The sequence below is a fragment of the Verrucomicrobiia bacterium genome (assembly GCA_035577545.1).
Taxonomy (GTDB): domain Bacteria; phylum Verrucomicrobiota; class Verrucomicrobiia; order Palsa-1439; family Palsa-1439; genus Palsa-1439.
Map to the genome: position 1 here is coordinate 109,663 of DATLVI010000035.1, position 18,566 is coordinate 128,228.

The 18,566-nt window shown below is 58.7% G+C and carries 17 protein-coding genes; 9 read left to right on the forward strand and 8 right to left on the reverse strand.

The annotated features are described in order from the left end of the window. Positions 1-77 precede the first annotated feature (77 nt). Positions 78-689 (forward strand): nicotinate-nucleotide adenylyltransferase, encoded by a 612-nt coding sequence (gene nadD, locus VNL17_13645; GenBank protein HXI85123.1) that lies wholly within the window; start codon positions 78-80, stop codon positions 687-689. Next, positions 686-1,039, forward strand: a complete 354-nt coding sequence (gene rsfS / locus VNL17_13650) for a ribosome silencing factor (GenBank protein HXI85124.1) — start codon at positions 686-688, stop codon at positions 1,037-1,039. Before nadD ends, rsfS begins: the two co-directional genes overlap by 4 nt. Before the next feature lie 49 nt (positions 1,040-1,088). On the opposite strand, the gene VNL17_13655 is transcribed toward rsfS, so the two are convergent. Beyond that, complete coding sequence (locus VNL17_13655) at positions 1,089-1,472, reverse strand: FHA domain-containing protein (protein HXI85125.1); 384 nt, start codon at positions 1,470-1,472, stop codon at positions 1,089-1,091. A gap of 141 nt (positions 1,473-1,613) precedes the next feature. On the opposite strand from VNL17_13655, the gene VNL17_13660 reads away from it, so the two are divergent. Together VNL17_13660 and VNL17_13665 are read left to right on the forward strand one after the other, a co-directional pair. Next, positions 1,614-5,429 carry a PQQ-binding-like beta-propeller repeat protein gene (locus tag VNL17_13660; protein HXI85126.1) on the forward strand — a complete coding sequence of 1,272 codons (3,816 nt, stop codon included), beginning with the start codon at positions 1,614-1,616 and terminating at the stop codon, positions 5,427-5,429. Positions 5,430-5,590: 161 nt separating this feature from the next. Beyond that, positions 5,591-5,893, forward strand: a complete 303-nt coding sequence (locus tag VNL17_13665; protein HXI85127.1) for a hypothetical protein — start codon at positions 5,591-5,593, stop codon at positions 5,891-5,893. An 85-nt stretch (positions 5,894-5,978) separates the two neighbouring features. Here VNL17_13665 and VNL17_13670 read toward each other — a convergent pair whose 3' ends face one another. The 4 genes from VNL17_13670 to VNL17_13685 form a co-directional block, all read right to left on the reverse strand. Beyond that, positions 5,979-6,566, reverse strand: coding sequence for an iron-sulfur cluster assembly protein (locus tag VNL17_13670; protein HXI85128.1), 588 nt, complete (start codon positions 6,564-6,566; stop codon positions 5,979-5,981). A gap of 86 nt (positions 6,567-6,652) precedes the next feature. Continuing rightward, positions 6,653-8,362 (reverse strand): arginine--tRNA ligase, encoded by a 1,710-nt coding sequence (gene argS / locus VNL17_13675; protein HXI85129.1) that lies wholly within the window; start codon positions 8,360-8,362, stop codon positions 6,653-6,655. A gap of 10 nt (positions 8,363-8,372) precedes the next feature. Next, positions 8,373-8,831, reverse strand: coding sequence for a PTS sugar transporter subunit IIA (locus VNL17_13680; GenBank protein ID HXI85130.1), 459 nt, complete (start codon positions 8,829-8,831; stop codon positions 8,373-8,375). A 20-nt stretch (positions 8,832-8,851) separates the two neighbouring features. Next, entirely contained in the window at positions 8,852-9,571 is a 720-nt protein-coding gene (locus tag VNL17_13685) for a hypothetical protein (protein HXI85131.1), read from the reverse strand. Positions 9,572-9,661: 90 nt separating this feature from the next. Between VNL17_13685 and rpsT the strand changes: the two genes are divergently transcribed. Then, positions 9,662-9,937 carry a 30S ribosomal protein S20 gene (rpsT, locus tag VNL17_13690; GenBank protein HXI85132.1) on the forward strand — a complete coding sequence of 92 codons (276 nt, stop codon included), beginning with the start codon at positions 9,662-9,664 and terminating at the stop codon, positions 9,935-9,937. A gap of 27 nt (positions 9,938-9,964) precedes the next feature. Here rpsT and VNL17_13695 read toward each other — a convergent pair whose 3' ends face one another. The 3 genes from VNL17_13695 to VNL17_13705 form a co-directional block, all read right to left on the reverse strand. Next, the gene (locus VNL17_13695; protein HXI85133.1) at positions 9,965-10,504 is read right to left on the reverse strand and encodes an LptE family protein; all 540 of its coding nucleotides are present in this window, start codon (positions 10,502-10,504) and stop codon (positions 9,965-9,967) included. Then, the gene (gene bamD / locus VNL17_13700) at positions 10,501-11,487 is read right to left on the reverse strand and encodes an outer membrane protein assembly factor BamD (GenBank protein ID HXI85134.1); all 987 of its coding nucleotides are present in this window, start codon (positions 11,485-11,487) and stop codon (positions 10,501-10,503) included. The genes VNL17_13695 and bamD overlap by 4 nt, the downstream gene beginning before the upstream one ends. A 608-nt stretch (positions 11,488-12,095) precedes the next feature. After that, positions 12,096-14,552, reverse strand: a complete 2,457-nt coding sequence (locus tag VNL17_13705) for a glycoside hydrolase family 31 protein (protein ID HXI85135.1) — start codon at positions 14,550-14,552, stop codon at positions 12,096-12,098. Positions 14,553-14,630: 78 nt separating this feature from the next. Between VNL17_13705 and VNL17_13710 the strand changes: the two genes are divergently transcribed. Genes VNL17_13710 through gatB form a run of 4 tightly spaced genes read left to right on the forward strand, consistent with a single transcriptional unit; the run spans position 14,631 to position 18,535 of the window. Next, entirely contained in the window at positions 14,631-15,317 is a 687-nt protein-coding gene (locus tag VNL17_13710) for a GNAT family N-acetyltransferase (GenBank protein ID HXI85136.1), read from the forward strand. A 35-nt stretch (positions 15,318-15,352) separates the two neighbouring features. Then, complete coding sequence (gene gatC / locus VNL17_13715) at positions 15,353-15,646, forward strand: Asp-tRNA(Asn)/Glu-tRNA(Gln) amidotransferase subunit GatC (GenBank protein ID HXI85137.1); 294 nt, start codon at positions 15,353-15,355, stop codon at positions 15,644-15,646. Further along, positions 15,643-17,100 (forward strand): Asp-tRNA(Asn)/Glu-tRNA(Gln) amidotransferase subunit GatA, encoded by a 1,458-nt coding sequence (gatA, locus tag VNL17_13720; GenBank protein HXI85138.1) that lies wholly within the window; start codon positions 15,643-15,645, stop codon positions 17,098-17,100. The genes gatC and gatA overlap by 4 nt, the downstream gene beginning before the upstream one ends. A 4-nt stretch (positions 17,101-17,104) precedes the next feature. Further along, on the forward strand, positions 17,105-18,535 hold the full coding sequence (gatB, locus tag VNL17_13725) for an Asp-tRNA(Asn)/Glu-tRNA(Gln) amidotransferase subunit GatB (protein ID HXI85139.1): 1,431 nt from the start codon (positions 17,105-17,107) through the stop codon (positions 18,533-18,535). The last annotated feature ends 31 nt before the right edge of the window (positions 18,536-18,566 follow it).

Sequence of the window (18,566 nt, forward strand, 5' to 3'; positions counted from 1 at the left end):
GCGTTTCGCGGGGTGCGGAATATATGATTCCTGCGGATGCAGACTTCCACATGCCAGGGATGCTATGAGGACCGCTTGTGAAGCGGCGCCAACGTATCGGTATTCTGGGGGGGACGTTCAACCCGATTCACCTCGGACATCTCCTCATCGCCCAGGACGCCATGGAACAGGTGGGACTCGACCGGGTGAGGTTCATCCCGTCGGCCGCGCCGCCGCACAAGACGGTCGACAAGTTGGTCAGCGAACGGGACCGGTTGCGCATGATCACCCTCGCGATCCGAAACAACCCTCACTTTGAAGTTGACGATATCGAAATCGAGCGCGGCGGCAAATCGTATTCGGTGGACACGTTGACGGAATTGCGACGGCGCGAACCTCGCGCAGATTTTTATTTTATCATCGGCGGGGACTCGCTGCGTGAGTTGCACCTCTGGCGGGAGGCACAGCGCCTGGTTACACTCTGCACGTTTGTCACGGTGCCGCGACCGGGGTTCGACCCGAAACCAGTCATCGATCGGCGGCTGGATGCGGCCACGCGGCGACGGTTGCGCCAGCACGTCTTACGCGGCCACGCCTGCGACATCGCTTCGAGCGAAATTCGCGCGAGAGTTGCCAGCGGGCGATCCATACGCTATCTTGTGCCTGATGCGGTACATGCATATATTCGGAGGCGACGGCTTTATCAGTGAAGGGCAATAGCCGGCTAACCTCCGAAAAATTGGTCAAGCTCTGCCGCGAAATCGCCTTGGGGAAGAAGGCGGAAGACGCGATGATTCTGGATGTCCGCAATGTTTCCAGTGTTGCCGACTTCTTTCTAATTTGCACCGGTACTTCCGAACCCCATCTCAAAGCCATTGCCGACGAAATTGCGCGCCGTCTCCGCGATGAGGGGATGCGCCCGCGGCATCGTGACGGGTACCCGCCCAGCCGTTGGATCGTCATGGATTACAACGACGTTCTCGTGCACATCTTCCATCCCGAGCTTCGCCAGCGGTACAGCCTCGAAGACCTCTGGGGCGACGCGAAGCGTGTGAAATAGAAGGTTGGACAACTGATTGGAGGAGGCCTTCGGGAGCTGCGGGAACGAATTACTTCGCTTCCTTCGTAATTTCTCCGAGCAACGTCTTGTAGCCTTTGCCTCCGGCAGACATCTCGCCGATCACCGTGGCGACGCCCTTCGGCTTTTCCAACTCGAAGACCATCACGGTCTGGCCACCACGGATTTTGTCGTTGGGCTGCAATTCTTTCTCAGTGATGCGCTCGTTGTTCACGTACGTACCGTTGGTGGAATCAAGGTCTCGCACGTAATACTTGCCGTCGCGGGGAGTGACTGCGAAATGCTGGCGGGACATCCGCTCATCCTTGATCAGCACGTCCGCGTCTTCGCCCCGGCCAAAGGTGAGGGCCTTGTCCGTAAGCTCCCAGCGATCCGCCGCTGAACCATCGAATTTTTTCCGAACAAGATAAGGCATCGCGTTGACTCCTATACTTATTGTGCGCCAGCGCGCAGATGGCATCAAGTCAAAAACTGGCGGCTGCGGGGTTGAATCCTATTGCGCCGCCTTCTTGCGTCGCTATAATCCGCGCTGTCGGGCGGTGAGGAGCGCGGTTGCGTGGCGAGCCAGGTACAGTGCACTATCTGTGGGAAGAGCAAGGCGGTCGAGAATCCACCCTCGGCCGCTCGTTACGTTTGTCCTGACTGCTCGAATCAGACCATCGCTGACGTAAGCGCTCGTTCTGACCCGACCCATACCGACCGACCCACCAGCAAATCCAAGCAGGACGGAACGATTTCCGACGGCGATGGGGCGTCGCTGCCTGACGACCAGATGATGGCGCGGTTCGGCAATTACGAAATCATTGATGAGCTGTCGCGTGGCGGTGTGGGGATTGTTTACCGGGCACGACAGAAGGGTCTCAACCGCATCGTCGCGTTGAAAGTGCTGCAAGGGGGAACCTCGGCGCGCGCGGATCAGGTCCAGCGTTTCTTCTATGAGGCGCAGTCCGCGGCAAAGCTGCAGCACCCCAATATCGTCCCCATCCACGAGTTTGGCACCCATGAGGGCCTGCACTACTTCACGATGGACTTCATCGAAGGCCAATCGCTGGCCGACTTGATGGCCAGTGGGCCGTTGCAGCCGCGTGAGGCGCTGGAGATCGTGAAGCAGACAACCGCGGCGCTGCACTACGCGCACGAGCAGGGCATCGTCCATCGTGACATCAAGCCGGGCAACATCCTTCTCGACAAGGAAGGCCGCGTCAAGATTACTGACTTTGGCCTCGCGAAAGAGATTTCGCGTGAGGACATGCACCTGACGATGGAAGGCCAGGTGATGGGTACGCCGCGGTACATGTCACCGGAGCAGGCGACCGGGAGAACGTCGCAGGCTGATGCGCGTTCGGACATCTTTTCGATGGGCGTTACGCTGTATGAAATGCTCACGGGGCGGCCGGCGTTCGGTAGTGACAACGTCATACAGATGTTGCAGCAAGTCATCGCGGAGGACCCGCCGCGCCCGCACAAGCTCAATCGCAAAGTCCACCGGGACATTGAGACGATCTGCCTGAAGGCCATGGAGAAGGTGCCGGATCGTCGTTATCAAACGGCGCTGGAAATGACCGACGACATCGATCGATTCCTGGGCGGCGAACCGATTGAAGCGAAGCCCGCAAGCCTTCTTTACTATGCCGGTCGGCGACTGCGGAAACACTGGAAAGCCCTCGCACTGTATGCGGTCGTGCTCTACGCGACGATTCACGGGGTCATTCTGTACCTGAACAGTCGCCCCAGCGCGCTACACTTGAGCGTGGAGACACCGGGCGCGCTGGTGGCGGTCGATCATTCCGCGTTGTCCGATTCCGAAATCCAATCGGGACTGAGCCTGAAGGCTGGTGCGCACGAAATCCTCATCGAGAACGAGCCGTTGTACGACCCGAAGCAAATCAGCATTAGTACCAAACCGGGCGAGAGTCGCACGATGAGCGTTGCTTTGCCGCGGCGCAAGGGTTCGTTGGCAATCACCACGGACCCGCCAGATATTGGTGTGACCGTAGCGGGTGGAGACGGATTCCACGCGACGTTCCAAGGCCCGACGATCCAGCAAGAACTGCCGACGGGGCGATACACTCTGTTTGCCCACAAGGACAACTTCCTGGCGCAGGAACTGGAGGTAAACGTCGCCGCGCATCAGACACAGACGCTGCTGTTCTCGTTGCCGTCGATCACCTTGTGGGCGGCGCAGACCAGCGGCAATGTCATGTCCGTGCCGGTGGTCGCCGATCTTGATGGAGACGGTATCGGTGATGTTATCGCGGGTGATGATGATGGCCGCATCTACTGTCTTTCGGGTCGCAACGGCATTCCTCTGTGGGTGTTTCGGGCGCACGATGCGGTGCAGGCTCCTTTGTCGATGGCTGACGTGAATCATGACGGCACCCCCGACATCATCGTCGGTTCGACCGATCACAACGTCTATTGCATCGACGGCAAAACCGGTCGCGCCTTGTGGACGTTCGAAACGCATGGGGCTATTTACGGCCCCGCGCTACTAAATGACGTGAATGGGGACGGCGTGCCGGACGCGTTTGTTGGCTCGGATGACGGGAATCTATATGCCATCAGCGGGGCGGATGGCGCGTTGCTCTGGAAGTTTCGCGCGGTTGGACGGATCAATAGTTCGGTGGCGTGGGCGCGTGACGCAGGTGAGGATGTACTGTTGGTTGGCAGCCTCGACCATAACTTGTACTGCCTCCAGCCGAAGACGGGAGAGTTGCTCTGGAAAGTCGATGTCGGGGCACCGTTGTATTACCCGGCCCGCATCGAAGACCTCGAACAGAACGGCAAAATGGCCGCCTTGCTGCCGACTCCACAGGCCGTCGGCGACGTGCGCACGTATACGGCGGTCTCCCTGGCGGACCGCAAGGTTGTCGGGACGAGCGCCGAGTTCCCGCTCTGGGTCGATCTCAGCGGCGACGGGAAGCCCGAAAAAATCGTGGTGGGTGAGAAATCGACAACTTGTTTTGCGCATGATGGCGTGACGCAATTGTGGAAGACAGACTACCTTGTCGTTACGCCACACATGGCCGATGTAAACGGCGACGGTGTGCTGGACCTGATTTTCAATTACGGACCGGACCAGCTCGTTTGTCTCTCGGGACACGACGGCTCGGAGATCGGTCGCATCAAACTCGACGCGGCGACGGGTCGCGGCTACGCACTGGATGACATCGACCGCGACGGCACGCCCGATCTGGTTGTAGGCGCGGGACGAAAGATCAACTGTTTCTCCTGGGTTGGAGGGCGGAAGCGCTGGGCCAACAACGCGGCCACATATTTTGACGCGCCCTTTGCGGTTGAGAATGGGCGGGTCTTCACGAAGTCGATCGGAGGCGAGATTGCGGCGTACGATCCCGAGCGCAACGACCCGATTTGGAAGGTCCAGACATCGGCCCAACCGTCGCCTTATGTCGGCGTTACCGCGGGACAGGGGGTGGTGGTCGATGCCGATGCGAAGACGCGATGGCTTTCGGCGTACCGCGCAAGTGATGGCGGCGTATTGTGGCAGGCGCGATTACCGGGGGACGCGGACGCAGCGATTGGCGCGCCGATAATAGGACAAGGCGTGGTAGTGGTCGGCGACGGTGCGACGGGATTCCATGCCTTTTCATTGGCAACCGGCACCCAGCGGTGGGCCACGGCTGTGGCGGAGGTGGTGGCACCAGCCGCGGTGGATAAGGACTTTGCTTTTGTCGGGGATGGGAAGGGAGCGCTGCATTGCCTGTCCCTCGCCGACGGCAAGGAACTTTGGCAGTTTCCCGTTTCCGATCCGTTTCCGTCAGCACCCGCATTGGTGGACATCAACGGTGACGGGCGGAACGATGTTGTGGCGGTGTCTGACAACGGCTTCGTGTATGCCATCGACGGGAAGACAGGCAAGGAGTTGTGGGACTACCAATTTTCCGCGACGCGCTCGCGCACACACAATGGGATTGCGCTGGCAGACGTGGACGGCGATGGATTTCCTGAGGGAGTTGTGGTGAACCCGAAAGGAGACATTGTCTGTCTCGATTTGAAAACGGGTAAGCCGAAGTGGAATGGCATCCTGGGTGAGCTGGTCATGTCGGCGCCGGCGATTGCCGACATGAACGGTGATGGTGTACCTGATGTTCTGGTTGGTACGATGGGGCGGCGGGTGCACTGCATCTCAGGCAAGGGAGATCGGCAACTTTGGAGTTACGAGGTTGGCTCGCAGATTCGTTACTGCGTGCCAGCGCTGGTTCGTGGCGCAAACGCGAAAGGCGCGCCGGAGGTGTTTGTCGGGACGGGCCCGCCGGAGAATGGTCTTTACTGTCTCAGCGGCGATTCGCCGCGCCGGCATGATCGTGGCTGGTTTGGCCCTTGGAAAGAGCTGACAGCGGTCAGGCGGTGAGCTACAACTCGATAAGCCTATTCCATTGCGGGTAAAGGACTTCTACGGTCCAGTTGCAAATCGACCTGGGCAGGCGTAGGTTTTATTCAGGTAACAATAGTGATTCCTTTTCTTTTGCTGGTTCCATGTTCGGACCGGTGGGAGAGGGGAGGTGAAAAACGATGTACTATGAGTTGATTGTACTCGGGTTGATATGTCTGGCCTCACCCGCGCTGGCGAAGATCGCCGGATTCGAGACGGGTCGAAAACCATTCGACCTTATCGGAGTCGGCGGGATGTTTCTCCTGCTGTCTGCGGCGTTTGGCCTCGGCATGAACCTGGTACTGGCGTTGGCCGACATTGGCAAATCGTTCATGCTTGTATCGATGCTGCTGGGTTGGGTAGCGCTGGGAGCAGGCGCGGTCTGGGGAACGATCGACGTCATTCGCGAGCCAGATCATGGGTTACTGCGTCACAAGGCGTAGTTTACCCTCTGAGTAGTAGAAAAAACCGCGGGACCGAGGGCGTTTGCCTTCGGCCCCGCTTTTTACGTTCAAAGCGAAGTCGAGATTACCAAAGCCCGAGACGCTTCTTGCCATCGTCGGTGATCATGCTTTGATTCCAGGGCGGATCCCAAACGATCTGGACGTCGGCTTCTTCCACGCCGGGGACGTCCAACAAACGGTCACGAACTTGCGCCGCAATGGCCGGTCCCATGCCGCAACCCATCGCGGTCAGGCTCATTTTCACATCAACCCGGCTCCGTGTGGAAGGCAGCGGCGTCGATTTGACGTCATAGATCAAACCGAGGTCAACGACGTTGCAAGGAATTTCGGGATCGTAACACTGTTTCATCGCTTCCCAGAGCGCCTTCTCGTCAGCGGGACCGGTGGGTTTCTCTACTGCGGCAGAGGATGCCGACGAGGATTCCGCAACGGGTACACCGTCCTTGAGCAACGCATCGAGGTTCCGCCCAGATACCTGGACGAGGCCGAGGGTGGACACCTGCAGCGTCACATTGCCGCCGAGCGTTTGCCCGACGTACGCGGTTGTGCCCTGGGGTACAACGATCCGCGCGCCGCTGGGGATTTGCGTCGCTTCACAATCGCGCCCGAACTGCACTTCGTCAGATACATGAAGAGTTTCAATGCCACTCATAACCGAAATACTCCTGTGAAAACTGTCTTCAACTATTGCCAACCCTTACGGTAGTCGGACTTCGCGAATGTGTCGAGGGGTATTGCTCACATCTGTTCGATGACTCCAATGCCCAAAAGATTCAGGCCGCACTTGATCACGTCCGCCGTCAGCCGGCAGAGCAGGAGGCGAGACGAGCGCGTTGGCTCTTCAGACTGCAGGACGGGACAGTTCTCGTAGAAGGCGCTGAACTTTCCGGTGAGATCGTAGAGGTAACCGGTAAGCCAATTGGGTTTGTCATCCTCGGCAACCGCGTGCAAGGTTTCGGGAAATCGCAGGATGTGTTTGGCCAGATCGAGTTCGGCGGCGTGCTCCAGCGACACCGTGGCGATGTCGGGGTTGGCGGCGCCGGCTTTGCGAAAGATGCTTTGCACGCGGACGTAGGCGTATTGCATGTAAGGCGCGGTATTGCCGTTCATCGCGAGCATCTTCGACCAACTGAAGATGTAATCCGTTGTGCGGTTCTGCGACAAGTCGGCGTACTTTACGGCGCCGATGCCGACGGCGCGGGCGATCTGCTGACGCTCCTCGGGTGATAAATTGGGGTTTTTCTCCGTCACCACCGCCAGGGCGCGCTCCTCGGCTTCGTTGAGCAGGTCGGCAAGCTTGACGGGCGTGCCGTCACGCGTCTTGAGCGGTTTCCCGTCTTCGCCGAGGATCGTCCCGAAATAAACGTGCCGCAGGTCGGGAGGCTTCTCCAACCATTTCCGCGCCGCGGCAAACACCTGTTTGAAATGCAGTTGCTGGCGCGCGTCAGTCACATAAATGATCTCGTCAGGATGCCATTGATCGATCCGGTATTTGAGCGTCGCCATATCAGTCGTGCCGTAAAGGAACGCCCCGTCGGCCTTCTGGATGAGAAGCGGCGAGGTTTTTTTCAACTCCGGATCATCTTCAAAGAAGATGCAAATCGCACCTTCGCTTTCGCGGGCGAGATTGAGGCGCTTCAATTCTTCGACCACGTCTTTCAACATCGGATTGTAGAAACTCTCGCCGAGCGTGTGGTCGAAGGCCACGCCGAGACGCTGGTAGGTCTTATTGAACTCCTGCACCGAAAGATCGATGGTCTTTTGCCAAATCTGCTGGTTTTCGGCGTCGCCCTGTTGCAGCTTCACCAACTCGGCCTTCGCTTCATCGCGTAAATCCTCGCGCGCATTGACGGACTTGTAGAGCCTCTCCAATTCGCCGATTGCGTCCTGCTGTAACGCCGCGTCGTCACGGAATTTTTTCCACCCGAGGATGAGCATTCCAAATTGCGTGCCCCAGTCGCCGAGGTGGTTATCTGTAATGACCTTATGGCCGAGGAAACGCAGGACACGTGCGAGGCAATCGCCGATGATTGTGGAGCGGACATGGCCGACATGCATGGGCTTGGCGACATTGGGCGAGCTGAAGTCGATGACGACGGTTTTCGACTGCGCAACTTTCGGCACGCCGAGGCGCTCGTCCTTAGCCGCGGCTGTGATCTGCCGCGCGACGAACGACGATGTGAGACGAAAATTTATGAAACCTGCGCCCGCAACGGTCGGCGGATCGCTGATGTCGGAAAGGCGGAGTTCCGCGATGACTTTCTCGGCGAGCGCGCGTGGGTTTTGACCGAGGCGTTTGGCAAGCGCCATGACGCCATTCGCCTGGTAATCGCCGAATTTCGGGTCGGTGCAGGGACGAATGATTGCCGGGCCGGCGTTTTCGGCGCCAACGGCAGAGCGCAAAGCGCGTTCGACGGCGTCGGCAAGGATGTCGGGCGCGGAGGACATTTGTCCGAGCTTAGGTTGCGGAACGGAAGATGGCGAGAATTTCCTCGGCGGTCCGAGCGGTCTCCAGCTTCTGGCGGTTTTCCTTGTTGCTGAGGAAGCGGGCGAAGGTGGAGAGCAAGAGGAGGTGCTTCTGAAACTGACCCTGGGGTGTGAGAAACAGCAGGCACATCGTAACAGGCTGATTGTCGAGCGCCTGGAAATCCACACCCTGGGCCGGCCGTCCGAACACGGCGACAACGTCCGGTATGCAGGCGACACTCGCGTGGGGCAGGGCGATCCCGTAGCCGATTCCGGTGCTCTTACTTGTCTCGCGGTCTTTGACCGCCTTGCGTATCGTCCCGGAGTCCTCGGGTCGAATTTTTTTCGTGCGCACCAGCACATCGATCAGTTGGTCAATCACGGTCCAGCGGTCCGCGGCGGTGAGGCGGGGCACGATTTGTTCCACGCTCAGGATTTCGGTGAGATTCATGTCTCGTTTGGCAAACCGTGTCAGTGCTGTTGTGTATGGCTCACGAAAGCCCACGCACCATGCCACAAGACCACCAGCTTGTCGAGAGTCCAGCCGTAGGTCGTGACGACATCGCTGCCCAACGACCGGGCCAGGGCCACGAACGTCACCGAGCGGGAAAGCGCGGCGACCGTGAGGGCCATCGTCAGCAGGTTCATGCAGTAGATGACGACCACGGAGAAGAGCACGCCCTGCGATTTGATGTCGGGCTGCTCCACAGTCAGCAGCATCATCAGCGTGAAGGTTACGTGGAAGCTCCAACCAAGACCCACGAGAAAGAACAGCACCCACAGATATGCGCTGAGATTCCAGATGGCGTAGGCGATGAAGAACAGGCCGATGAACAACATCGCGTAGAATGGGAAGAAGTACGGCGCCAGCGTGATGAGCCAGTTCGTCTTGCTCGTGCGCACCTGGCCACCCGTCTTCTTCACCTTCAAACCGCCGACGCGCGCGCCCATCATCAACGCCCATATCGCATGGGTCAGTTCGTGGCCGAGGACGTAGGTCCGCATTGGCTTCGGAAGGAATACGAACACCGCGAGCCACAGCGCGTAACCCCCCGCAAATGCCCACAAGGTCGGGTCAGACAGGGTATGAGGAGCAAAGGACACCTGCCCACCCAGGCGGCCGGCGGTTATGGTGATGGCCGCGCAGGCGGGCAGGAGTAGAATGCCGAGTAAAAGCTTCAGAAGCCGCACAATTTTCCCCGTTGACTTTTGCAGGTCGGCACGTAAGATGGCGCGCCGTCCAACGAACAACGATACACAAGACTCATCGGATCATTTACCATGGCCAATACACGTTCCGCAGCGAAACAAGCGCGCGCCAGCCTCCGCCGAGCGGCGCAGAATAAGTCCATCAAATCCAGGCTGCACACGCTGGAAAGGAAGTTCCTTGCGGCCGTTGCCGCCAAGAAGGCGGAGGATGCCAACGCGGTGTATCGTCTGCTGACTTCCGCGCTCGATAAGGCGGCCAAGACCAAGGTGATCCATCGCAACAACGCTTCGCGCAAAAAGTCGCGACTTTCCGCCCACTTGAGGGTTGCGGTCGCCAAGAAGGCGTAGGCGTTCAACATTCGACGTTGCGGTTGTTCACTGCCAGCTCTCCACCAGTAATCCGGCGACCCGCTTGCCAATGTCATCAGCGATCAAAGGCAAGGCCTGCTCTTCCGCGCTCTGCTGATCTTCACCGATAAAGACGTCGGACTTGCCTTCCAGTTCGGTCGATTTGAGAACCGTCTCACCGGTACGACGGTCCGTGGCTTCGACCCGCACGGTGATCGTAATCTCGTACTCACGGGGTGATCCCGTATCCGTGCGCAGGGAGCGCAGGGCCTGGCGCTCGTACTTGGTGATGGAACCCTTCAGTACCACGTCGGCACGGCGTTCGGATTCGATGCGCAGGGAACCGTCCTGTTGCAGCCGCTGGATGACGGCGTTACTGATCTGCGCCTCGACCTGGGGGTGGAGCGTAGCGTTGCGAAATACCGGGACGGCGATGGAATTAAAATTTCGTTTCGTAACGGGGCCGACGTGATAGCCCGCGCAGCCGAACGCAAAGATGCAGGCGAGCGTGAGTTGCACTGTGCGCGCCACGTGGCTGCGACTACCGGGCGAAGCGCGACGGCTCATGGCGTGGCGGTCTTCTCCGTGGCAAGGGGTGAGAGCCTGGCGACTTTATCCTTTGCCTGCGTGGCCCAATTGGACTCGGGATTCTTTTCGATGACATCGTTGTAGTAGATGAGCGCTGACCTATAGTGGCCGTTCTTCTCGTAGAACTGACCGATGTGGAACAGACCCCGGGATTGTTCACCCTTCAGCCCGGTCAGGTATTTCTCCGCAAGCGCAACTTTTTCGCTTTTCGGGTAGCGCACAAGGAAATCAGTATAGGCGGCAATCGCCTGGTTCGCGGCGTTCTGGTCGTACTCGGCGCGCGCGGCCTCCTTCTTGTATTCCCAGCCGATTTGGAACTGCGCCGCCTCGGCGAGGGGGAGTTTCGGGTAGCGCTCCAGCAGTTTCTCATAGGCGTGAACAGCGGCGAGGTAGTCGCGCTGTTTCTCGTAGGCCAGCCCGATGCGGAACTGCGACTCGGGCGCGACGGAGCTGTACGGGCCATTCTTCACCACCTGCTCATACACTTCCACCGCGCGATCCAGCGAAGGCAGCCAGCGGATACCCCAGGCCTTTTGGCGTTCGCCCGCGAGAAAGAGATTACCGATTTCGTACTGTCGTTGCAGGACGGTGTCGAAGTGCGGCGTATTGGGGTGTTTCTTGATCAACTCCTGATATTCCTGAAACGCCTTGTAGTGGTAGCCGATGGCACCGAGGCATTCCGCTTCGCCGAGCCGAGCGTCCTGCGCCGAGGACGACAGCGGCCAACGACGAAAGACACGGCGATACGCGTCGATCGCGCTGCGATATTTTTTCTTCGCGTGCAGATCTTGCGCGATCTTCAATTGTTCGGTGGGATTTGTCCCGGTGACGACGCCCTCATGTTCCCAAGTCCAGCCTTCACCCTTTCGCCAAATCAACGCCGCGGGACCTTCGGTCGGCATCAGGAAAGCGAACAGGAACACGCTGAGAAAGGTGACGGCAAATTTCTTGTGCAAACTCATGCTGATTTGCGGCGCAGGCTACTACAACGCGCTGTGAGCGTCAAGCAAGGCGGGTGGTCAGCCGACTGAGAAGGTGGATAGGCAGGATCCGTATGTTTTGTGTCGCCGGCATCGCTAAAGCATTCTTGCACAGGCGCACGGGTCCCACGTGAGCAGCAGACAGACTTGTTTTTGTATCGGAAAGCGATAAATTTGGCTGGACACGGTGTGGCGGGAGGAGTATGGTCGGGGCGGTTCTTTGACATCGGGAAAGGGGGAAAGCGGAGAGCACAGTGCGGAAAATCAGGAGGCACATACGCCTTCGCTAAAGCTTCCGTCTTCGCCAAGGCTACGACGCGACAGGTCGGCGCGACTGCGTCCCTTACGGGAAGTAAGGGACTTGAAAACATGTGTTTCTGCGAAACGAACCCACCGTTTTGCGACAGTATTTTTGATGTAAGCAACTATGAACACTGGAGTTGCAACGGAAAATCCCGGAAAAAATCGGTGGGTTCGTTCTGGAAAACGAACCCACCGGAGAGGGGTTTTTGGGTGGTTTCCGGTCAAAAGTGGGTTCGCTTTTACGGCGAAAACGGGCGGGACGCCCGTTCTACGGGGAGTCGAATCCTTCAGTTTGCCAGGTGAACAGAGAGTTTGTGCGGGCGCGTGATTGCGGCGGGCGGTAGTTTGATGCGCAGAAGTTTTTCGGAGCCGTCGAGGAAGTAGCCGGATTTGGCGGCTGCCAGTGCGGTTTTGTTGGTAAGCTTCTTGAGATTGGCGCCGTCGGCGGTGACACCGGTGATGCGATTGGTGCAGAAGAGTTCGACGTTCCAGGCGCGCTGCTTCGGCTGTCCGGTGTAGGTGCCGACAGCGCTGCCAATGTTGATGAAGACATTGGTGCGCGACGATGTCGCATGGAGCCTGGTGATGGCGAACTCGTTCTTACGATAGCCATTGGACGCGCCATCGTCATCGTAAAGATTGTTGTCGGCAACGGAACTGCAATAGATACGCAGGCCGCGTTCCGAGCCATCATCAAACTGACTCGAGGCGACGTCGGGACCCAGTGGCGTGATGGAGTTCTCACGGAAGAACAACGGAATTTGCGTCAGTGGCGCCGGCCAATTGGTAGTGACGGAACCTGCCAGGACCTGACCACGCCAAAAGTCGATCCAATTCCCGCGGGGAAGGTAGACGCTACGAGCGGTCGCGCCTTCGGCCGTGACGGGCGCGACGAGGATGTTTGGGCCGAAGAGAAACTCGCTCCCGTCATTCTGTCCATTTGTATCGCCGGGATACGCGAGTGGCAGGGGCCGGCACATGGGCAGCCCTGTGTCGGTGGTTTCACGCGCGGCCGTGTAAACGTACGGGAGCAGCCGATAACGGAGTTTCAACATGGTGCGGCAAATGTCGCGAACGGTGTCGCCAAACTCGTAAGGCGTGATGGGCTTGCCCTCCTTCACTTTACCATGCGCCCGAAAGACCGGGCAGAATGCACCGAACTCGAACCAACGCGCGTACAGTTCGTCAGTCGGTATGCCGGTAAAACCGCCGATATCGCTGCCGAAGTAACTGAGGCCGGAAAGACTGTAGTCGCAGAGGGCGTTCGGGTGCGCGGCGAGTGTCGGCCAGTCGGCGCCGACGTCGTTGCTCCAGTGGGCCGCCCCGTAGCGTTGATCGCCAGCAAAACCGGAGCGGCTGATAATATAGAGGCGCTGGTTCGGGTAATTCGTCGCGTAGCCCTCGGCGAGTCCTTGATGCCAAAGCAGGTTCTGGACATTGTGAAGTTCCAATTCGCGGCGGCCATCATAGGAGAAATCGGTTACGTCGTCTTTCTCGGGTTCGCCGAGATCGGTCCAGTGTCCCGCGACACCCTCGTCGATGATTGGGCGCAATTTTTCGAACAACCAGCCGCGAGCGGCCGGGTTATTGTAATCGAGGTAGCCGCCATTGCCGAAGAAGCCATTCAGGACGCTGGGCATGGTGCAGTCCGGGTAATTCGTGGTCATCAGCACCTTTCGCGCGGAGGCGTCTAGGAAGTTGGACTTCGCGGGCTCGTTCTCGCTGTTGAAGTACGGCTCGTGGATGGTGATGACCTTGAACCCGTCCTTGCCAAGACTGGCGATGTTGGCGGCGGGATTTGGGAATTTGTTGGTGTCCCATTGAAGGGCGCCCATCTGCTTCGACGACGCGCCGAACCAGTACAAGTCGAGCACCAGGGCATCGCACGGCAGGTCGTTCGTGCGGAAGCTGTCCTTCGCCGAAAACATCTGGGCCCAATTGTGAAAGCCGTATTTCGATTGAATATAACCGAGGGCCCAGCGCGGCGGCAGCGGCGCGCGACCCGTCATTTGCGTGTAGTGGTCGAGCACCTCGGCAGGCGAATCGCCACGAATGAAATAGTAATTCATCTCCCCGCCGCTCACCTGCGCCTGCCACTGCGTGCCATCCGCGCGATTGAAGTCCCAGTCCTGGCGGAAGGTGTTGTCCACGAAAAGACCGTAGCCGTGGGACGACACAACCAGCGGCACCGCCATGTCGGTCATCGCGCCGGAGTGGAAGCCGGTGCGCGCGTTGTAGAGCCTGCGCAATTGGGCGAAATAGCTCAGTGGTTTGCCCAGAACAAGACCAAGGCCGTAGAACTGTTCGCCCGGAATCATGGCAAAGTCTGCTGACCATCCATCGGCGCTGTTGGTGGTCACGGAAGCGTCAGCGTTGGCCAGCACCACCGAGCCGTCGGGCTTGCGGAAAGAGAGGCGGAACGGTGTCTTGTTAATCTCTACGCGGAGTCCGGCGTTGGACACGATGAGAGTATTCCCATCCGTAACGCTCATCGCGGGCCGCGGCCAGGACCGCACAACTGTGAACGAGGCATTCGTCGAGAACGGCACATCATTGCTGGTCATTCGGACGCGCACGACTGACGTGTCCAGCATGTCCAGTTTCACCACGGTCGACTGGCAGGTGAAGGTCAGTTCGTTGAGATTGTTGCTGGACCAGGAAACGAGATTGCCGGGGTCGGCGACGCCGATGGCTGGCAAGACGAGCAACACAAAACCACAGTAAAGGGGGATCGTTCGCTTCATGGTCGGCGAGTTTCCTTGGGTCTTCCCAAAAAAGCAAGGCTCGACTGGACAAAGCAAGTCGGCGCGTGCGATATCTCCATGACCATGGGAACGGGCTTGCAGATTCGACCGTATGAGCCGAGAGATCGCGCTGGTTTGCGGCAAATCTGCTGCGACACAGCCGATGCCGGCCAACCCGTCGAGAGGTTTTTCCCCGACCGCGAGGTCTTTGGCGATTTGCTCACGAATTATTACACGGAGCACGAACCGCAATCGACATTTGTGGCGGACGACGGCGGCGAGGTGGTCGGTTACGTGACCGGCTGCCTCAATACGAAACGGTTCCTTAGTACCATGAAGTGGCGAATTGTTCCGATGGTGCTTGTCAAAGCACTGCTACGAGGGACGCTGTGGCATCCACAGACTGTGCGCCTCTTGCGCGCCAATCTCGGTCTGTGGCTGAAGAGTGGACATCGGACTGGCCCGGCACTTGACGATTATCTCGCGCACTTGCATGTAAATGTCCGGCAGGGATTCCGCGGTCAACGCCTGGGGCAGCGGCTGGTTGAGACGTTCTGCAAACGGATTCGCGGCGCGGGTGTGCGCGGCGTGCACGCGGGAGTGAGCGCGGAGAATGCGCAGGCGCGTCACTTCTTCGAGGGATTGGGTTATGCAGAACTGCAACGCGAGGCGCGTCTTCGCAAGTCCGATGGTTCCGGCGATATTCTGTACACGATCATCTTCGGCAAGAAACTTGATGACACTTCGAAGGAGCATTTTACTTGAGGAAGCCAGCCGCTCCGCTATGATGGATTTCTCGTATGGCGAATGATACCGACCAGTTTGACGTCTCGTATGTGGCGCATCTGGCGCGCCTGCACCTGACCGACGCGGAAAAGCAGAAGATCTCCGCGCAGCTCAAGGACATCCTCGCATACGTTGCCAAGCTCAACGAACTGGACGTCTCGAACGTAGAGCCGACCGCGCACGCCACCCCGCTGTCGAATGTTCTCCGCAAGGACGAAGTGCGACCGTCGATTGACCGCGACACGGTACTCAAGAATGCGCCCGAACAGGCCCGTGATTTGTTCATTGTCCCGAAGATAGTCGAATGAGCCTGCACACCCTGACGATCCATCAGCTTCGCGAGAAATTGCGGCGCGGCGAGGTTTCTGCCCGCGAGGCGACGCAATCGCTGCTCGACCGCATCCAGTCGGTTGACAGTAAGCTGAAAGCCTACCTTTGGCTCAATGCCGAGGACGCGCTCACACAGGCTGAGGCAGTCGATCGGAACGGTGTCGCCAAGAACGGCAAACTTCTCGGTGGCGTACCGATCGCTATCAAAGATGTGATCAACGTCGAAGGCCAACCCTGCACCTGCGCCTCGAAAATCCTCAAAGGACATACGTCCGTTTACGACGCATTCGTAGTGCAGCGGCTGCGCGAGGCCGGCGCGATTCTGCTGGGACGCACGAACATGGATGAGTTTGCGATGGGAAGCTCCACGGAGAATTCAAGTTGGGGCATCACACACAATCCGTGGGACGTTGAGCGTATTCCAGGAGGTTCCAGCGGCGGGAGCGCGGCGGCGGTCGCGGCGGACGAAGCGTTTGCGGCGCTTGGTAGCGAAACGGGCGGGTCGATTCGCCAGCCCGCATCGTTGTGTGGTTGCGTGGGGCTGAAAACTTCGTATGGGCGCATTTCACGGTATGGTTTGGTGGCCTTTGCTTCGTCGCTTGACCAGATTGGGCCGTTCACGAAAGATGTTGCGGACTGCGCGCTGTTGTTGCGCGTGCTGGCAGGTCATGACGCGAAAGATTCGACGAGCGTGCCGCGGCCGGTGCCCGATTATACAGCGTCGCTCAAGAGTGGCGTGAAGGGCCTGCGCATTGGTCTGCCGAAAGAATATTTCATTGATGGAATGGATCGCGAAGTTGAAGCGGCTGTGCGGGCGGCGATCAAGAAGTTGGAGGAGTTGGGTGCCGAGATTGTGGAAATTTCCTTGCCCCACACCGACTACGCAGTGGCGGTGTACTATTTGATTGCGACGGCGGAGGCGAGCGCGAATCTCGCGCGGTTTGATGGCGTGCGTTATGGCGCGCGCGTTGCGGGCGAAGATGTCATCGATATGTATGGCAGGACGCGGGGAGCCGGTTTTGGCCCGGAGGTTAAGCGGCGCATTATTCTCGGCACGTATGCGCTGAGCGCGGGGTATTACGATGCCTATTACGTGAGGGCGCAGAAGGTGCGGACGCTCATTCGCCAAGACTTCGAGAAGGCATTTGCCAGGTGTGACGCCATTGTGACGCCAACGTCACCAGAAGTGGCGTTCCGCATCGGCGAGAAAACGGGCGACCCACTGAAGATGTATCTTTGCGATATCTTCACGATCAGCGCGAACCTGTCCGGCATTTGCGGCGTGAGCGTGCCGTGCGGGTTTAGCAGCGATCCAAAGCTGCCTATTGGGTTGCAATTGCTCGGCAAAGCGTTTGATGAGGAGACAATTCTGCGCATAGCGCACGCGTACGAACAGTCAACGGAATGGCACAAGGCCCGGCCAAATCTATAGCGTCATGGAATACGAAGCAGTCATAGGGTTGGAAGTCCACGTGCAGCTCAAAACGAAGAGCAAGATGTTCTGCGGCTGCACGACGGAGTTTGGCGGGCCGCCAAACACGCAGGTGTGTCCGGTCTGCCTCGGGTATCCGGGCGTGTTGCCCGTCATGAATGAAGAGGCCGTGAGCAAAACGATCCTGACGGGTCTAATGATTGGTAGCAAAGTTGCCGGGTTCAGCAAGTGGGATCGAAAGAGTTACTTTTATCCCGATATGCCAAAGAACTACCAGATTTCGCAGTATGACCTGCCCCTCTGCGCGAAGGGCGCGGTGGAGATCAAGTTGGACGGCGGAAAGACGAAGGCGATCGGGGTTACGCGGGCGCACCTCGAAGAAGATGTCGCCAAAAGTACCCACTTTGAAAGCACCAGCGGCGTGGACTTCAACCGCGCCGGCGTGCCCCTGATGGAGGTCGTCAGCGAGCCGGATATGCGCTCACCCGAGGAAGCTTTCGCCTATATTACCGCGCTGAAGGAAATCCTCGTCAGCGGCGGGATCAGTGATTGCGACATGGAGAAGGGGCAGTTGCGGTGTGACTCGAATGTATCGGTGCGTCCCATCGGCCAAAAAGAGTTCGGCGAGAAGGTCGAAATCAAGAACATGAACACGATTTCGGGCATACGCCGGGCGCTGGCGTATGAGATTCAACGTCAGACGACGGCGCTGGAGAAGGGCGAGAAGGTTTCGCAGGAGACCCGGCGTTGGGATGAAGCCGCGGGACGGACATTCGTGATGCGCACGAAGGAATACGCGCACGACTACCGCTATTTCCCCGATCCGGACCTGATGCCCGTGGTCGTCAGCGACGCGATGCTCGCCGCGGCGCGGAAGCTGTTGCCCGAGTTGCCGGAGGCGAAACGCCAGCGTTTCATGAAGCAGTACGGGCTGCCGGAATACGATGCCGGCGTGCTGGTTGCGGACACGGTCCTGGCGGGCTACTATGAGAAAGCAGCGGCGGTTTCGAAGAATCCGAAGGCGATTTCGAACTGGGTGATGACCGAGCTGCTTGGTAAACTCGGTGAGGCAAAAAAGACGATTGGCGAGTGCGCCATCCAGCCGGAGCACCTGGCCGAGTTGGTGGCATTGGTCGATGGCGGGCAGATTAGCGGGAAGATCGGCAAGGAAGTGTTTACCGAGATGTTTGACAGCGGAAAGAGCCCGGGCCTGATCGTGAAGGAGAAAGGGCTGGTTCAGGTCAGCGATACCGGCGCGCTGGAGGGGTTCGTTAACGAAGCGATTGCCAAGAACCCCAAATCCGTGGCAGACTTCAAGGCCGGGAACGAAGGCGCGATCAATTTCCTGAAGGGGCAGGTCATGAAGTTGAGCAAGGGGAAAGCGAATCCCCAACTGGTTGGGGAAATCCTGCATCACAAGTTGAAGGGCAGTTAAATGCACACTCAACTTATTAACGGTTCGTGGG